Origin of the sequence: Pseudomonas sp. UBA4617 (genome assembly GCF_002386445.1) — a bacterium.
In the GTDB taxonomy this organism is placed as follows: domain Bacteria; phylum Pseudomonadota; class Gammaproteobacteria; order Pseudomonadales; family Pseudomonadaceae; genus Aquipseudomonas.
Genome location: NZ_DGIR01000050.1, coordinates 42,240 through 57,043, shown reverse-complemented (window position 1 = coordinate 57,043; position 14,804 = coordinate 42,240). Strand labels below are relative to the sequence as shown.

Annotated in this window: 14 protein-coding genes and 1 riboswitch; of the genes, 9 read left to right on the top strand and 5 right to left on the bottom strand. The window is 63.4% G+C overall.

Annotated features, from left to right (window positions below; all coding sequences use genetic code 11):
- Positions 1–1,392 (bottom strand): transketolase (gene tkt / locus B4L76_RS21745; RefSeq protein WP_296235180.1); only part of this gene is annotated, 1,392 nt, incomplete at its 3' end.
- 227 nt (positions 1,393–1,619) lie between these two features.
- On the opposite strand from tkt, the gene B4L76_RS21740 reads away from it, so the two are divergent.
- From B4L76_RS21740 to B4L76_RS21725, 4 genes are all read left to right on the top strand, one after another.
- Positions 1,620–2,612 (top strand): ArsR/SmtB family transcription factor, encoded by a 993-nt coding sequence (locus B4L76_RS21740; protein WP_296235179.1) that lies wholly within the window; start codon positions 1,620–1,622, stop codon positions 2,610–2,612.
- An 18-nt stretch (positions 2,613–2,630) separates the two neighbouring features.
- A complete protein-coding gene (gene metK / locus B4L76_RS21735) occupies positions 2,631–3,821 on the top strand; it encodes a methionine adenosyltransferase (RefSeq protein ID WP_003249375.1) in 1,191 nt (396 codons plus the stop codon).
- 146 nt (positions 3,822–3,967) lie between these two features.
- On the top strand, positions 3,968–5,668 hold the full coding sequence (gene ligB, locus B4L76_RS21730) for an NAD-dependent DNA ligase LigB (RefSeq protein WP_296235178.1): 1,701 nt from the start codon (positions 3,968–3,970) through the stop codon (positions 5,666–5,668).
- Positions 5,669–5,800: 132 nt separating this feature from the next.
- Positions 5,801–6,193, top strand: a complete 393-nt coding sequence (locus tag B4L76_RS21725) for a DUF1090 domain-containing protein (protein WP_296235177.1) — start codon at positions 5,801–5,803, stop codon at positions 6,191–6,193.
- Between the two features lie 18 nt (positions 6,194–6,211).
- On the opposite strand, the gene B4L76_RS21720 is transcribed toward B4L76_RS21725, so the two are convergent.
- On the bottom strand, positions 6,212–6,670 hold the full coding sequence (locus B4L76_RS21720) for a c-type cytochrome (RefSeq protein ID WP_296235176.1): 459 nt from the start codon (positions 6,668–6,670) through the stop codon (positions 6,212–6,214).
- Between the two features lie 118 nt (positions 6,671–6,788).
- Between B4L76_RS21720 and B4L76_RS21715 the strand changes: the two genes are divergently transcribed.
- Positions 6,789–7,940 (top strand): murein transglycosylase A, encoded by a 1,152-nt coding sequence (locus tag B4L76_RS21715; RefSeq protein WP_296235175.1) that lies wholly within the window; start codon positions 6,789–6,791, stop codon positions 7,938–7,940.
- Between the two features lie 115 nt (positions 7,941–8,055).
- Here the strand turns inward: B4L76_RS21715 and B4L76_RS21710 are convergent, their stop codons facing one another.
- The 3 genes from B4L76_RS21710 to B4L76_RS21700 all read right to left on the bottom strand — a co-directional run bounded on the left by B4L76_RS21710 (position 8,056) and on the right by B4L76_RS21700 (position 9,868).
- Positions 8,056–8,442: an MAPEG family protein gene (locus tag B4L76_RS21710; RefSeq protein ID WP_289133641.1), complete on the bottom strand. Its 387-nt coding sequence runs from the start codon at positions 8,440–8,442 to the stop codon at positions 8,056–8,058.
- Positions 8,443–8,470: 28 nt separating this feature from the next.
- On the bottom strand, positions 8,471–9,304 hold the full coding sequence (locus B4L76_RS21705; protein WP_296235174.1) for an EamA family transporter: 834 nt from the start codon (positions 9,302–9,304) through the stop codon (positions 8,471–8,473).
- 162 nt (positions 9,305–9,466) lie between these two features.
- Positions 9,467–9,868, bottom strand: a complete 402-nt coding sequence (locus tag B4L76_RS21700) for an acyl-CoA thioesterase (protein WP_009399312.1) — start codon at positions 9,866–9,868, stop codon at positions 9,467–9,469.
- A gap of 178 nt (positions 9,869–10,046) precedes the next feature.
- A riboswitch (S-adenosyl-L-homocysteine riboswitch) is annotated at positions 10,047–10,143 on the top strand.
- Between the two features lie 20 nt (positions 10,144–10,163).
- On the opposite strand from B4L76_RS21700, the gene ahcY reads away from it, so the two are divergent.
- The 4 genes from ahcY (at position 10,164) to B4L76_RS21680 (ending at position 14,683) form a co-directional block, all read left to right on the top strand.
- Positions 10,164–11,573 carry an adenosylhomocysteinase gene (gene ahcY, locus B4L76_RS21695; protein ID WP_296235173.1) on the top strand — a complete coding sequence of 470 codons (1,410 nt, stop codon included), beginning with the start codon at positions 10,164–10,166 and terminating at the stop codon, positions 11,571–11,573.
- A 158-nt stretch (positions 11,574–11,731) separates the two neighbouring features.
- Positions 11,732–12,577 (top strand): methylenetetrahydrofolate reductase [NAD(P)H], encoded by an 846-nt coding sequence (gene metF / locus B4L76_RS21690; protein ID WP_296235172.1) that lies wholly within the window; start codon positions 11,732–11,734, stop codon positions 12,575–12,577.
- A 92-nt stretch (positions 12,578–12,669) separates the two neighbouring features.
- Positions 12,670–13,737: a hypothetical protein gene (locus B4L76_RS21685; RefSeq protein WP_296235171.1), complete on the top strand. Its 1,068-nt coding sequence runs from the start codon at positions 12,670–12,672 to the stop codon at positions 13,735–13,737.
- Positions 13,738–13,894: 157 nt separating this feature from the next.
- Positions 13,895–14,683 carry a substrate-binding periplasmic protein gene (locus B4L76_RS21680; protein WP_296235170.1) on the top strand — a complete coding sequence of 263 codons (789 nt, stop codon included), beginning with the start codon at positions 13,895–13,897 and terminating at the stop codon, positions 14,681–14,683.
- Positions 14,684–14,804 lie beyond the last annotated feature (121 nt).

Below are 14,804 nucleotides of genomic sequence, written 5' to 3'. Positions count from 1 at the left end.
GATGGAGTCGTGGGTATAGACGTGGATCACGCGCTGCTTCATCAGCGCCGACATGCGCACCGCGTTGCGGGCGTATTCCATGAACATCAGGAAAGTCGCGCCGTAAGGCACCAGGCCACCGTGCAAGGCAACGCCGTTCATGATGGCGGTCATGCCGAACTCGCGCACACCGTAGAACACATAATTGCCGCTGGCATCGTTGGCCTCGACACCCTTGCAGCCCTTCCACAGGGTGAGGTTGGAGCCGGCCAGGTCAGCCGAACCGCCGAGGAACTCGGGCAGCAGCGGGCCGAACGCGTTCAGGGTGTTCTGGCTGGCCTTGCGGCTGGCGATGGTTTCGCCCTTGGCCGCCACTTCATTGATGTAGGCCTGGGCCTTCTCGCTGAAGTCGGCCGGCAGTTCACCGGCGGCACGGCGCTGGAACTCGGCAGCCAGCTCTGGATAGGCCTTGGCATAGGCTTCGAAACGCTGATTCCACTCGGCTTCAGCCTTGGCACCGGCGGCCTTGGCGTCCCACTCGGCGTAGATGTCGGCCGGGATTTCGAACGGGCCGTGGTTCCAGTTCAGCTCTTTGCGGGCCAGGGCGATTTCGTCGTTGCCCAGCGGTGCGCCATGGCAGTCTTCCTTGCCCTGCTTGTTCGGCGAGCCGAAACCGATGATGGTCTTGCAGCAGATCAGGGTCGGGCGATCGCTCTTGCGGGCGGTCTCGATGGCGGTCTTGATCTCGTCGGCGTCATGGCCGTCGACATTGCGGATCACCTGCCAGTTGTACGCTTCGAAGCGCGCCGGGGTGTTGTCGGTGAACCAGCCGTGTACTTCGCCGTCGATGGAAATGCCGTTGTCGTCGTAGAACGCGATCAGCTTGTTCAGGCCCAGGGTGCCAGCCAGCGAGGCGACTTCGTGGGAGATACCTTCCATCATGCAGCCGTCGCCGAGGAACACGTAGGTGTTGTGGTCGACGATGGTGTGGCCGTCACGGTTGAACTGGGCCGCCAGCACTTTTTCCGCCAGGGCGAAGCCCACGGCGTTGGCGATGCCTTGGCCGAGCGGGCCGGTGGTGGTCTCGACGCCTGGGGTGTAGCCGTATTCCGGGTGGCCCGGGGTGCGGCTGTGCAGCTGGCGGAAGGCCTTGAGGTCATCGATCGACAGGTCGTAGCCGGTCAGGTGCAACAGCGAGTAGATCAGCATCGAACCGTGGCCGTTGGACAGCACGAAGCGGTCACGGTCGACGAAATTCGGGTTGCTCGGGCTGTGCTTCAGATAGTCGCGCCAAAGCACTTCGGCGATATCCGCCATGCCCATGGGGGCACCTGGGTGGCCGCTGTTGGCCTTTTGCACGGCATCCATGCTGAGGGCACGAATGGCGTTGGCACGTTCACGACGGCTGGGCATCGCTGATCTCCTGGGGGCTTGAATAGGTGGTGTCACGAAAAAGGCGGCCATTTTCGCCCACTGGGGGGGCTCGGGGCAATGACGTATGGTCGCAGTCAGGGGATTTTCCTGTGATTGGCTTTCAATTCGGCGCAAAACCGGGCTAACCGTCCCGCTCATCACCCAATATCAAAACTTTTTGATATTGCCCTTGCTAGGGCAACGATGCCTGTCTAGACTGCCGCCCCATGAACCTTCGTGCGCAGTTGATTCCCGAGCAATGCGAAGCACTGGCCGCCCTGTGCAAAGCCAGTGGCGACGAGTTGCGCCTGAACGTATTGCGCGCACTGGCCAATGACTCGTTCGGCGTGCTGGAACTGGCACAGATCTTCGACGTCGGCCAGTCGGGCATGAGCCACCACCTGAAGGTCCTGGCCCAGGCCGAGCTGGTCGCCACCCGTCGCGAAGGCAACGCGGTCTTCTACCGCCGCGCCCTGCCCGACAGCCTGCGCCTGGGCGGCCGCCTGCATGCGGCACTGCTCGAAGAGGTCGACGAGCTGGCCCTGCCACCCGAGGTGCAGGCCCGTATTGCCCAGGTGCAGCAACGTCGCGCCGCCACCAGCCAGGACTTTTTCCAGCGCGTGGAAGAGAAGTTTCGCGCCCAGCAAGACCTGATCGCCGGCCTGCCGCAGTACCGCGAAAGCCTGCTGGCGCTGCTCGACAAGCTGAATTTCGACCCAGCCGCCAGTGCCCTGGAAGTCGGCCCTGGTGATGGCGGTTTCCTGCCCGACCTGGCCCGGCGCTTCGCCCGGGTCACCGCGCTGGACAACAGCCCGACCATGCTCGAACTGGCACGCCAGGTCTGCGAACGTGAGCGCCTGAGTAATGTAAACCTGCAGTTGGCCGATGCACTGGGTGCAACGGATGTGGAAGCCGACTGCGTTGTGCTGAACATGGTCTTGCACCATTTCAGCGATCCGGCCCTGGCCCTGCGCCAGCTGGCCAAACGGGTGAAGGCAGGCGGCAGTCTGCTGGTCACCGAACTGTGCAGCCATGACCAGGGCTGGGCGCGGGAAGCCTGCGGCGACCTCTGGCTCGGTTTTGAACAGGACGACCTGGCCCGTTGGGCCACGGCAGCCGGGCTGTTCCCGGGGGACAGCCTGTACGTGGGCTTGCGTAACGGTTTCCAGATCCAGGTCCGCCATTTTCAGCGGACGGCTGGCGACATACACCATCGGTAAATTTCAGGAACCTTCGAGATGAGCGAATACTCCCTTTTCACCTCCGAGTCCGTGTCCGAAGGGCATCCGGACAAGATCGCCGACCAGATTTCGGACGCCGTCCTTGATGCCATCATCGCCCAGGACAAATACGCTCGCGTCGCCTGCGAAACCCTGGTCAAGACCGGTGTCGCCATCATCGCCGGCGAAGTCACCACTTCGGCCTGGGTCGACCTGGAAGACCTGGTGCGCAAGGTCATCATCGACATCGGCTACAACAGCTCCGACGTTGGGTTCGATGGCGCCACCTGCGCCGTGATGAACATCATCGGCAAGCAGTCGGTGGACATCGCCCAGGGCGTGGACCGCTCCAAGCCGGAAGACCAAGGTGCCGGTGACCAGGGCCTGATGTTCGGCTATGCCAGCAACGAAACCGAAGTGCTGATGCCGGCGCCGATCTGCTTCTCGCACCGTCTGGTCGAGCGCCAGGCCGAAGCGCGCAAGTCCGGCCTGCTGCCATGGCTGCGCCCGGACGCCAAGTCGCAGGTCACCTGCCGTTACGAAAACGGCAAGGTTGTCGGCATCGACGCCGTGGTGCTGTCGACCCAGCACAACCCTGAGGTTTCGCAGAAAGACCTGCAGGAAGCGGTGATGGAGCTGATCGTCAAGCACACCCTGCCTGCCGAACTGCTGCACAAAGGCACCCAGTACCACATCAACCCGACCGGCAACTTCATCATCGGTGGCCCGGTGGGTGACTGCGGCCTGACCGGGCGCAAGATCATCGTCGACTCCTACGGCGGCATGGCCCGCCATGGTGGTGGCGCGTTCTCCGGCAAGGACCCGTCCAAGGTCGACCGTTCCGCCGCCTACGCCGGCCGCTACGTGGCCAAGAACATCGTCGCCGCCGGCCTGGCCGAACGCTGCGAGATCCAGGTTTCCTACGCCATTGGCGTGGCCCAGCCGACCTCCATCTCGATCAACACCTTCGGTACCGGCAAGGTTTCCGACGACAAGATCATCCAGCTGGTGCGCGAGTGCTTCGACCTGCGTCCGTACGCCATCACCACCATGCTCGACTTGCTGCACCCGATGTACCAGGAAACCGCCGCCTACGGCCACTTCGGCCGCACCCCGCAGCAGAAGACGGTCGGCGACGACACCTTCACCACTTTCACCTGGGAGCGTACCGATCGCGCCCAGTCGCTGCGTGACGCTGCCGGCCTGTAACTTTTCCTGCAGCGCTGGACGAAAGCCCCTGCCGAATGTTCGGCAGGGGCTTTTTTGTGACATATCGCCTGACAAACCCTGCATGGCGTCGCGCCTCTCGCCTGCCTAGGCTGTGGGCTCCCACACGCCATGCAAGGATGCTGGCCATGCCACTCATGCCGTTGTTTGCCCTGCTGCTGATACTCCAGGCCTCTCTGACGCAGGCGAGCCAATGTCCCGATTGGGGCCCGGAGCAAGCCGCCACTGAAACCGCCCAGTTACGCACCACGCTCGCCCGCTGGGATGACCACTACCATCGCCAGGGCGTTGCGCTGGTGCCCGATGAGTTATACGACCAGAGCCGCCGGCGCCTGGCACACCTGCAGCAGTGCTTTGGCCTGGCGAACACCGCGTCGCCCTTGGCCAGTGCCCGCGGGCCGGTCCCCCACCCGGTACCGCATACGGGGGTCGACAAACTGGCCGACCAGCAAGCCGTGGTGCGCTGGTTGGCCGGCAAGCGCGGGGTCTGGGTGCAGCCCAAGGTCGATGGCGTAGCCGTCACCCTCATCTATCGACAGGGCCGTCTGGTGCAGTTGATCAGCCGCGGCGACGGGGTGCAGGGGCATGACTGGAGCCGCCACATACCGAGGCTAGGCGCGATCACCCAGCAGCTGCCCCAACCCGTGGACCTGCTGTTGCAGGGCGAATTGTACTGGCGCCTGGACGCGCATGTACAAGCCCGGGCAGGCAGCACCAACGCCCGCGGTACAGTGGCCGGGCTGCTGGCACGCAAGGTGTTGAGCAACGAACAGGGCAATGGCATCGGCCTGTTCGTCTGGGACTGGCCTCAAGGCCCGGCGCAACAGGCCGAGCGTCTTGCACAGCTGGCGCAACTGGGCTTTCCCGAAGGCCAGGAGTACAGCGTCGCCATCAATACAGCGGAGGATGCAGCCCATTGGCGCGACCATTGGCACCGCACCGCGCTGCCCTTCGCCAGCGATGGAGTGATCCTGCGCCTGGGCAGCCGCCCGCCCGCCGAGCGCTGGCAGGCCAGGGCGCCCTACTGGATCGCAGCCTGGAAGTACCCCTTCACACAGGCGTTGGCGGAAGTCCGCGAAGTCCGCTTCCGCGTCGGCCGTACCGGCAAGGTCACCCCGGTGCTGCAGGTCATTCCGGTAACCCTCGATGACCGGCGGATCACCCAGGTAAGCCTGGGCTCGCTGGCACGCTGGCAAAGTCTCGATATCCGTCCCGGCGACCAGGTGGCCGTGAGCCTTGCCGGATTGACCATCCCGCGCCTGGAGCAGGTGCTACACCGCGCCGTCGAGCGTCACCCAGTCACCCCACCAACACCCGGCCAGTACCACGTCCACAGTTGCTGGCAGGCCGCTGTCGGCTGTGAGGAGCAGTTCGTGGCCCGCCTCTCCTGGCTAAGCGGCAAACACGGGCTGGCACTGCCTCGCGTCGGCCCTGGCACTTGGCGCCGGCTGGTGGCCGCCGGGCTGGTGACCTCGATGACCGACTGGCTGCACCTGGATGCCGAACGCCTGAGCCAGATCCCGGGAATCAGCGACGTCACTGCGGCGCAGTTGCTGGGCAGCTTCCAGCAAGCCCGCTCGCGGCCATTCGCCCAATGGCTGCGTGGGCTAGGAGTGCCCACGCCAGCAGGGGTGCAGGTGGCCGGCGACTGGCCAGACCTGGCCGCGCGCGCAGCCGTCGAATGGCAAGCCTTGCCCGGTATCGGCGCAAAGCGCGGCCAACAGCTGGTGGAATACTTCACCAACCTCGAGGTTCAAACCATCGCCAACCAACTTGGCCTGGCCGGCATCGAAGGGTTTCGGGTCGACAGCCAGCAGACCATGCAATGATTTTTTACCAGTTTACCTGCAAGGAAATTCCTCGAATCAAGCGGAAAGGCCCGACAAGGGTTCCTAAATGAGCAAAACCAAGGCAGGATTTCCCCCAACTTTTGCTGCCCCGCCCCGTCAAGGAGGCTTTTCATGAAACGTATTTCGACCCTTTTCCTGCTCGCGACACTCGGCCTGGCTGCTGGCGCCGTCCAGGCTGCCCAGCCGGATGCCGGCCTGACCGGTTGCGCCGCCAAGCGCAGCGCCATCGAGAACCAGCTGAAGCTTGCCCGCGACCAGGGCAACGCCGGCCAGGTCTCAGGGCTGGAAGAGGCGCTACGTGGGGTCGACAACTGCACCGATGCCGGCCTGCGCAAGGAGCGCGAGCAAAAAGTACTCGAAGCCCGTCACGAGGTGGCACAGCGGGAAAAGGATCTGAAGAAGGCCGAGAAGAAAGGCGATTCCGAGAAGATCAACAAACGCAAGGACAAGCTGGCCGAATCGCGCAAGGAGCTGCAGGAAGCGGTGGAAGACCTGGACCGCTGAAGCCAGCGGCAACCACGGTCAATGATTACGAAATTCGTTATGACAGGCCTTGCATGCCGCTTCGACCTTGTCCATCGGCGCCTTCAGCCGGGCAGTGTCAAGCGGCTGACCGCGGGTGACATCGACCAGTTCGCCAGTGACCCCTTCCAACTGCCGGGCCAGGTCATGAAAGCGGGCCTGGCGCTCCCAGACCTCGGTGCGCGCACTGCTGTCGCCACCATCACGTGCCGATGGAAAGTGCTGCCAGGGCTGGTGCGAAAGGTTGTCGAGCTTCAGCGCACCGTCGGCAAACTTCACCCCGTCGAACGGCAGCCGGCCCCGCAGCATGCCGCCCAGGTCTTCGCTGGTCCTGAGCATGTCCTTGAAGATCGCCTTGCGCTTGCCCAGCGGCGAGTTCGGGTCAACCCGCTCGCAACCACTCATGGCACCGCCCAAGGCCAATGCTGCCAGCAGAACAACGGTCAATCGCTTCAACATCACGCTCACTTCGGCCTACGCAAATGGGCGGCCAGTATCGCTGCCCACGAGCCAAAGACCAATAGCCACATAAAAAACAAGGGCGAATATCAATCTTCGCCGTGACAGGAATACACACATGAAATCAGCCCTGCGCCATCTGGCCTGGACGCTCCCGGTGCTGGCTCTGCTGGCCGGCTGCAACGGCGGCGAGAACGCCAGGCCGGAGCCACATGCCATCGCTACCTACGTCCCGACCACCTGGAAAGACCTGCCGACTGTCAGTGACGAAGACCTGCTGGCCGGTTTCTACGCCTGGCGCAATGGCTGTGAAAAGCTCAAGCGCGACCCGGTATGGGCCGCTACCTGCGAAGCCGCCGGCAATGCCACGGCCAGTGCTGCACAGGTGCGCACCTTCCTGGAGCAGAACCTGGAGGTATATGGCCTGCGTTCCGCCGAGAACAACGCCCATGGCCTGATTACCGGCTACTACGAACCGGTCTACCCCGGCAGCCTCAAGCCGTCGGCAAGCAACCATGTGCCGGTCTACGGCATTCCCGATGACATGATCGTGGTCGACCTGGCCAGCGTGTACCCCGAGCTCAAGGGCAAACGCCTGCGCGGGCGCCTCGACGGGCGGGTGCTCAAGCCTTACGACACCGCCGAAGTCATCAACCGCGACGGCGTCAAGGCACCGGTGCTGGCCTGGCTGACCGACCCCATGGACCTGCAGTTCTTGCAGGTCCAGGGTTCCGGTCGGGTGCAACTGGAAGACGGCCGCCAGCTGCGCCTGGGCTACGCCGACCAGAACGGCCATCCGTACCGCCCGATCGGGCGTTGGCTGGTAGAACAAGGCCAGCTGAAAAAGGAAGAAGTGAGCATGGGCGCCATCCACGCCTGGGCCCAGGCCAACCCGCAGCGCGTGCCGGAGCTGCTTGCCAGCAACCCCAGCTATGTGTTCTTCAGCACCCGCCCGGACAGCAACGAAGGCCCGCGCGGTTCGCTGAACGTGCCGCTGACCGCCGGTTACAGCGTAGCCATCGACCGCAAGGTGATTCCGCTGGGCAGTCTGCTGTGGCTGTCCACCACCCGCCCGGACGGAAGCCCGGTAGTTCGCCCCGTGGGCGCTCAGGATACCGGAGGGGCGATTACGGGCGAAGTGCGGGCCGACCTGTTCTGGGGCACCGGGCCGGAGGCCGGAGAACTGGCCGGGAACATGAAGCAGCAAGGACAGATCTGGATGCTGTGGCCCAAGGGCAAGCCGCTGCCTGAGGTGCCCAAGGTGCCCTGAAGGTCAAGCGAGCCCTGTGGGGCGGGCTTACCCGCGAGCAAGACCACGCGGTGCATGGCACCGGCTTCGCTGGCGTTCGCGGCTGAAGCCGCCCCCACACGGACGGCGGCAGTTGTCAGATGGAAACCACGAAGAACGCCACGATCATCGCCATCCCGGCAAACCACACCAGCGAGCGCAGCACCGCCCAGTCCGCCAGGTAGCAAATGATGTAAAGCAAGCGGCTGGTGATGTACATCACCCCCAGCACATCCTGGGTTACCTGCTCGGCATTGCCGACGATATCTGCCACCAGCACCGCCGCGGCAAAGGCCGGAAAGGCTTCATAACTGTTCTGTTGGGCGGCATGCGCGCGGCGTGGCAAGCCGGAAAGCGTATCCAGGAAAGCGCGCGGATCGTGGTTGTCTCTCAGGCCGAAACGGCCACTGCTCGCCTTGGCGATCAGCGCGCAGAGCGGCGGCAGGACCAGCGCGATCAGAATGCACCACAGGGCAACGGTCATAGGCAGGACTCCTTGTTCAGTCTTCGGGTCAAAGCTTCATTATCAACATGCCGGCCAACACCAGCCCGCAAGCTAGGAGTCTTGGCCCGCCAAAAGGTTCTTTGAGGTAGCGCATGCCCAGCAGTACCACCAGGATAACGCTCAATTCCCGCAGTGCTGCCGCCTCGGCCACCGACCCCAGGTGCATCGCCCACAGCACCAGTGCATAACTGAGCAGTACGCACAGCCCTACCGCCAGCCCCAGGCGCCACTGCAGGCGCCAGAACAGTACGAACGGCGCACGGCGTGCCACGCAGGCCAGCAAGGGGAACGGCCAGGCGCTGAGCAAGGTAAGCCACACCAGGTAATCCCAGGGCTTGCCCCACAGGCGCACGGCCTGACCATCGAACCAGGTGTAGCTGCCGATGCACAGGCCAATCAGGGCAACCACCGGCAGCATCGACCACGGCAGCCGGTCGCCGCCACCGCCCTGCCACAACAGGCAGGCCATGCCACAGGGGATCAACAGGATGCCGATGATCTGCTGCTGGCTCAGTGACTCGCCGGCAAAGGCCAGGGTCAGTGCCAGCACCACCAAGGGCGACAGGCCGCGCATCAAAGGGTAGACCAGGCCCAGGTCGCCGACGCGATAGGCCTGGATCAGCAGGAAACGGTATAGCTGCTCGGCCAGCGCCGATGCCAGCAGCCAGGGCCAGATATTGGCCGGCGGCACCTCGACGAAGGCCACCGCCAGCACCGCGAAGGCCAGTGCCACGGTGTCCATGCTGGCGATCACCAGCAGGCGTTCACCGCTGAATTTGATCAGGGTATTCCAGGTTGCATGCAACAGGGCGGCGATCAATACCAGGGAAGTTGCCAGCACGCCGTTGAGTCCTTGTGACGTTTTTTGAGGGATGACTATATAGCGTTGGGGTGCCGGTTTGCCTGTAATGTGTTCGCCGATGGAGATCCAGCGCCTGTGAGACCGAGAGCCGCGCGGGCGGCGCTCGGACTCACAGGCGCTGAAAATGTTGTGACTTGTACGTCATTCCACAGCCGAATCCGGGAACTGGTCCTGGATGTACTTGATCTCGGTCCGCCCGTGGGGCGCCGGCAGCCCGTCTTCGCCCAGGTTGACGAAGACCATCTTGTCGACCGTGAGAATGGCCTTGCGGGTGATCTTGTTGCGCACTTCGCACTTGAGGGTGATCGAGGTGCGGCCGAACTCGGTGGCGGTGATGCCAAGCTCGATGATGTCGCCCTGGCGCGAGGCACTGACGAAGTTGATTTCCGATATGTACTTGGTCACCACGCGCTGGTTGCCCAGCTGGACGATGGCGTAGATCGCCGCCTCTTCGTCGATCCAGCGCAACAGGCTGCCACCGAACAGCGTGCCATTGGGGTTGAGGTCTTCGGGTTTAACCCACTTGCGGGTGTGAAAGTTCATCTGTACTCCTGACCTGCTTGGCTACGGTGCAGCAATGATGGCAGAGCGGCCGACGTCGCTCCATTGAACATCGACTATCGTCGCGATTAATCGACGGAAAACCTTGGGCAAGCCGGCGGTCGCGGCTATAATCTCCGCCGCTTCACATGGTTGCCCACAGCGGTGCCATGCCCGCCACCTGTCCGAGGGGCGCTGCAGCAGGCTAGGCCTGTCAGGCTCGGATGGGGCGTTGTCCGCTCCCGCGGACGCTCAACGCACAACGGCGCCCATTCGCACACTACGAATGGAGGCTCTCATGAGCGCTGCAAACATGCCTGCTGGTTTTACCGATTACAAAGTCGCCGACATCTCCCTGGCCGCCTGGGGCCGTCGCGAAACCATCATCGCCGAATCGGAAATGCCTGCATTGATGGGCCTGCGCCGCAAGTATATGGCCGAGCAACCGCTCAAGGGTGCGAAGATCCTGGGCTGCATCCACATGACCATCCAGACCGCCGTGCTGATCGAAACCCTGGTCGCCCTGGGGGCCGAAGTGCGCTGGTCGTCGTGCAACATCTTCTCTACCCAGGACCAGGCCGCCGCGTCCATCGCCGCCGCCGGTATCCCGGTGTTCGCCTGGAAAGGTGAAACCGAGCAAGAGTACGAGTGGTGCCTGGAGCAGACCATCCTCAAGGATGGCCAGCCATGGGACGCCAACATGGTCCTCGACGACGGTGGCGACCTGACCGAACTGCTGCACAAGAAGTACCCGCAGGTACTGGAGCGCGTGCATGGCATCACCGAAGAAACCACCACTGGCGTGCACCGCCTGCTGGACATGCTGGCCAAGGGCGAGCTGAAAGTCCCGGCGATCAACGTCAACGACTCGGTCACCAAGAGCAAGAACGACAACAAGTATGGCTGCCGTCACAGCCTGAACGACGCCATCAAGCGGGGTACCGACCATCTTCTGTCGGGCAAGCAGGCCCTGGTGATCGGTTACGGTGACGTGGGCAAGGGCTCGGCCCAGTCCCTGCGTCAGGAAGGCATGATCGTCAAAGTCACCGAGGTCGACCCGATCTGCGCCATGCAGGCTTGCATGGACGGTTTCGAAGTGGTTTCGCCATTCATCGACGGCATCAACAACGGCACCGAAGCCAGCATCGACAAGGCCCTGCTGGGCAAGATCGACCTGATCGTGACCACCACCGGTAACGTCAACGTCTGCGACGCCAACATGCTCAAGGCCCTGAAGAAGCGCGCCGTGGTCTGCAACATCGGCCACTTCGACAACGAGATCGACACCGCCTTCATGCGCAAGAACTGGGCCTGGGAAGAGGTCAAGCCGCAGGTGCACAAGATCCACCGCACCGGCGCCGGCAGCTTCGACCCACAGAACGACGACTACCTGATCCTGCTGGCCGAAGGCCGCCTGGTCAACCTGGGTAACGCCACGGGTCACCCAAGCCGCATCATGGACGGTTCGTTCGCCAACCAGGTACTGGCACAGATCTTCCTGTTCCAGCAGAAGTTCGCCGACCTGTCGCCCGAGAAGAAGGCCGAACGCCTGACCGTTGAAGTGCTGCCGAAGAAGCTCGACGAAGAAGTGGCCCTGGAAATGGTCCGTGGCTTCGGCGGCGTGGTCACCCAACTGACCCAGCAGCAGGCCGACTATATCGGCGTCACCGTGGAAGGCCCGTTCAAGCCGCACGCCTACCGCTACTAACCGGCAAACTTCAGGCGGCAGGCAGGTGCAGACGCGCCGATGCCGCTTGAAGCCCCAGGCTCAAACTTCTTGAACGATGCCCAAGCCAGATCGGCCATCACCGATCTGGCTTCTACTTGCAGCTTGCCGCTTGCAGCTGGCTGCTAGAGGAACGTCCGATGTCCCAGGAACGCCGCTACAGTTTCGAGTTCTTCCCGACCAAGACCGATGCCGGCCACGAAAAGCTGATGGGCGTCGCCCGCCAGTTGGCCGCCTACAATCCGGATTTCTTCTCCTGCACCTACGGTGCCGGTGGCTCGACCCGCGATCGCACGCTGAACACCGTGCTGCAGCTGGAAGGCGAAGTAAAGGTACCTGCCGCGCCGCACTTGTCGTGCGTGGGCGACACCAAGGCTGAGCTGCGCGGCTTGCTGGCCGAGTACAAGGCCGCAGGCATCAAGCGTATCGTCGCCCTGCGTGGCGACCTGCCATCGGGCATGGGCATGGCCAGTGGCGAATTGCGCTACGCCAGCGACCTGGTCGAGTTCATCCGTCAGGAAACCGCTGACCACTTCCACCTGGAAGTGGCTGCCTACCCCGAGATGCACCCACAGGCGCGCAACTTCGAGGCCGACCTGGCCAATTTCGTGCACAAGGTCAAGGCCGGTGCCGACAGCGCCATCACCCAGTACTTCTTCAACGCCGACAGCTACTTCTATTTCGTCGAGCGTGTACAGAAACTGGGCGTGGATATCCCGGTGGTGCCCGGCATCATGCCGATTACCAACTACAGCAAGCTGGCACGCTTCTCCGACGCCTGTGGCGCCGAGATCCCGCGCTGGATCCGCAAGCAACTGGAAGCCTATGCCGACGACACCGCCAGCATCCAGGCATTCGGCGAAGAAGTGATCACTCGCATGTGCGAACAACTGCTGCAAGGCGGAGCACCGGGCCTGCACTTCTACACCTTGAACCAGGCCGAACCGAGCCTGGCCATCTGGAACAACCTGAAACTGCCACGCTGAAATTTTTAGCAAAATCTGTTTAAGATCCGATTAAGGCTTTGGTCATAGACTAAAGCCTTATTCATTTTCGGGTTACACAGGTCTTGCCTGCCATGCAGCATTCGCATCCACAGCTCGTCTATCTGGCTTTTGGCCCGGCTACCTATCATCAAGAAGCCTGCTTCAGCATCGTCAGCGCCCTGGCCCATCTGGACTCGGCAGCAGGCGAAGCCATGGACATCCAGGTCTACACCGACAATCCGCAACCCTATGCCGGCCTGCCGGTCACCGTGCACTTGCTGGACGAAGCGACGCGCCAGGCATGGAACGCCCCTCACGGCTACCGTTTCCGCTGCAAGCACGTGCTGTTGCGCCAGGTATTGCAGCAACACCCGCTGGCCGTGCTGATCGACACCGACACGTTTTTCCGCAAGTCGCCGCTCGAGCTGTTCGCCCGGGTAGCCCCGGGCCGCCTGCTGTGCAACGCCATCGGCACGCGCTACGGCAGCAACCAGAAGTGCCTGCTGTACAAGAACCTGCTGGCCATCCTGGAATCCCGCGGCCTTGCCGATTGCCAGATGCCACTGGTCAACTCCGGGGTGATCGGCCTCACCGCCGAAGATGCAGGCACCCTGGACCGCTCCATCGCCATGATGGACGAGTTCCACCCGTTGGCCCGCGAGGCCTATACCCTCGAGGAGTTCTGCCTTGCGGTGGCGGCCTACCGCACGCTGGAGCTGGCCGAGTGCACCGACGTCATCCACCACTACTGGAGCCGCAAGGCGCAGTTCCGCGCCAAGATCCAGGCCTGGCTGCGCAAGCACGGCCACGACCTGCTGAGCCACGCGGCGCTGGCCGACGTGCCCCTGGTCAACGACCAGCTGCCACGGCCGCCGGCCCTGCACCGCCTGGGCTACAAGGCACTGAGCATGACCCTGCCCAGCCATGAGCGGCAGTTCGCCCGCGAGCTGCTGTATGGCTGCTACCCCTACCCCAACGAGTTCGACCGCGCCTGCGCGCCGGCCTGGTGGGACAAGGCCCTGGAAAACCTCAATGCCCGTCATGGCAACATGCAGCCCGAGCAACTGCGACAGTGCCTGCGCCACCCGGGCTTGCGCCTGACATTGGGCGAGCGACGCAAGGACATAGAGGCGCACCTGCTGCGGTCTTCGCAGGGCTGAACTGCCTGCAGCAGCGGCATTGCGTCGTGATCAGGGCGCAGAGCGGCACTGGACTTCAACCCCCGTATAGAAAATTGCCGGGGCTGCATTGCAGCCCCTGCCCACTTTGGCTGTCGGGGCGCTGGTCTTGAACAGACCAAGCTTGTAATCTCCGGCCATGCCGTACGTCGCCCGTCTGTTGTGGATCCTCATGTTCGCTTGCCTGAGCCCCGTGGCCCTGGGCGAGCGCCTGCGCCTGGTGACCGATGACTGGGCCCCTTATGTCTACCTGCATGGCGGTCAGCTGCGCGGCATCGACTACGAAGTCACCACTCGGGTTTTCGCACGTCTCGGCGTCGAGGTAGACGTGCAGATCCTGCCGTGGAAGCGCTGCCTGGCAATGATCGAGCAAGGCCTGGCCGACGGCATCCTCGACGTATTCCAGAACGAGTCACGCCAGCCCTACCTGGTTTACGCCGCCGAGCCCATGTCGGAGGTCGAGTTCGTCCTGTTCCAGGCCAGCGCACGTCGCCATCCGGTCAGCAAGCTGGGGGATCTCGCCGGCCTCACCGTCGGCACCTCGCCCGGCTATAGCTATGGTGCAGCGTTCAACGAGGCCGCCTACTTCAAACGCGAAGCCGCCCCTACCCACGAAGCCAACTTCGGCAAGCTGGTGCTGGGCCGTATCGACCTGGCAGTCACCGACCGCAAGGTCGGCCATTACCTGCTGCGGCACCTGGGCCTGCAACAGCAGGTCGAGGCATTGCCGTTGGCGATCAACCGCCAGGCGCAATACCTGGCCCTGGTACGCAAGCCGGGCCGCGAGTTGCTGGCCCAGGCCTTTGCCAAAGAGCTGCGGCGTTTCAAGCAGGAACCGGCCTACGCGGCAATCAGCCAGCGCTACACAGGCGACATCGGAGACATTCCCAGCGCCGTTGAGCAGCAGGAAAGCAGCACGGCGCGATAGCTCTGTTATACTCGGGCCTTCCCGCCCGGCTCACGCCCGGACGCTCGGCCTCGCAACAGGCATCCCGATCGGCATCGACGCACCTTAGCGTCCACCCTCCGTTACTTGGATGTGCAGTGAA

What these genes read in the sequence shown, in the direction of transcription:
- metF (WP_296235172.1), top strand. Translation starts at nt 11,732, where the DNA reads ATGTCCCAGGAACGCCGCTACAGTTTCGAGTTCTTCCCGACCAAGACC.
- B4L76_RS21700 (WP_009399312.1), bottom strand. Translation starts at nt 9,868, where the DNA reads ATGAACTTTCACACCCGCAAGTGGGTTAAACCCGAAGACCTCAACCCC.
- ahcY (WP_296235173.1), top strand. Translation starts at nt 10,164, where the DNA reads ATGAGCGCTGCAAACATGCCTGCTGGTTTTACCGATTACAAAGTCGCC.
- B4L76_RS21725 (WP_296235177.1), top strand. Translation starts at nt 5,801, where the DNA reads ATGAAACGTATTTCGACCCTTTTCCTGCTCGCGACACTCGGCCTGGCT.
- metK (WP_003249375.1), top strand. Translation starts at nt 2,631, where the DNA reads ATGAGCGAATACTCCCTTTTCACCTCCGAGTCCGTGTCCGAAGGGCAT.
- B4L76_RS21720 (WP_296235176.1), bottom strand. Translation starts at nt 6,670, where the DNA reads ATGTTGAAGCGATTGACCGTTGTTCTGCTGGCAGCATTGGCCTTGGGC.
- ligB (WP_296235178.1), top strand. Translation starts at nt 3,968, where the DNA reads ATGCCACTCATGCCGTTGTTTGCCCTGCTGCTGATACTCCAGGCCTCT.
- B4L76_RS21680 (WP_296235170.1), top strand. Translation starts at nt 13,895, where the DNA reads ATGCCGTACGTCGCCCGTCTGTTGTGGATCCTCATGTTCGCTTGCCTG.
- B4L76_RS21685 (WP_296235171.1), top strand. Translation starts at nt 12,670, where the DNA reads ATGCAGCATTCGCATCCACAGCTCGTCTATCTGGCTTTTGGCCCGGCT.
- B4L76_RS21710 (WP_289133641.1), bottom strand. Translation starts at nt 8,442, where the DNA reads ATGACCGTTGCCCTGTGGTGCATTCTGATCGCGCTGGTCCTGCCGCCG.
- B4L76_RS21715 (WP_296235175.1), top strand. Translation starts at nt 6,789, where the DNA reads ATGAAATCAGCCCTGCGCCATCTGGCCTGGACGCTCCCGGTGCTGGCT.
- B4L76_RS21740 (WP_296235179.1), top strand. Translation starts at nt 1,620, where the DNA reads ATGAACCTTCGTGCGCAGTTGATTCCCGAGCAATGCGAAGCACTGGCC.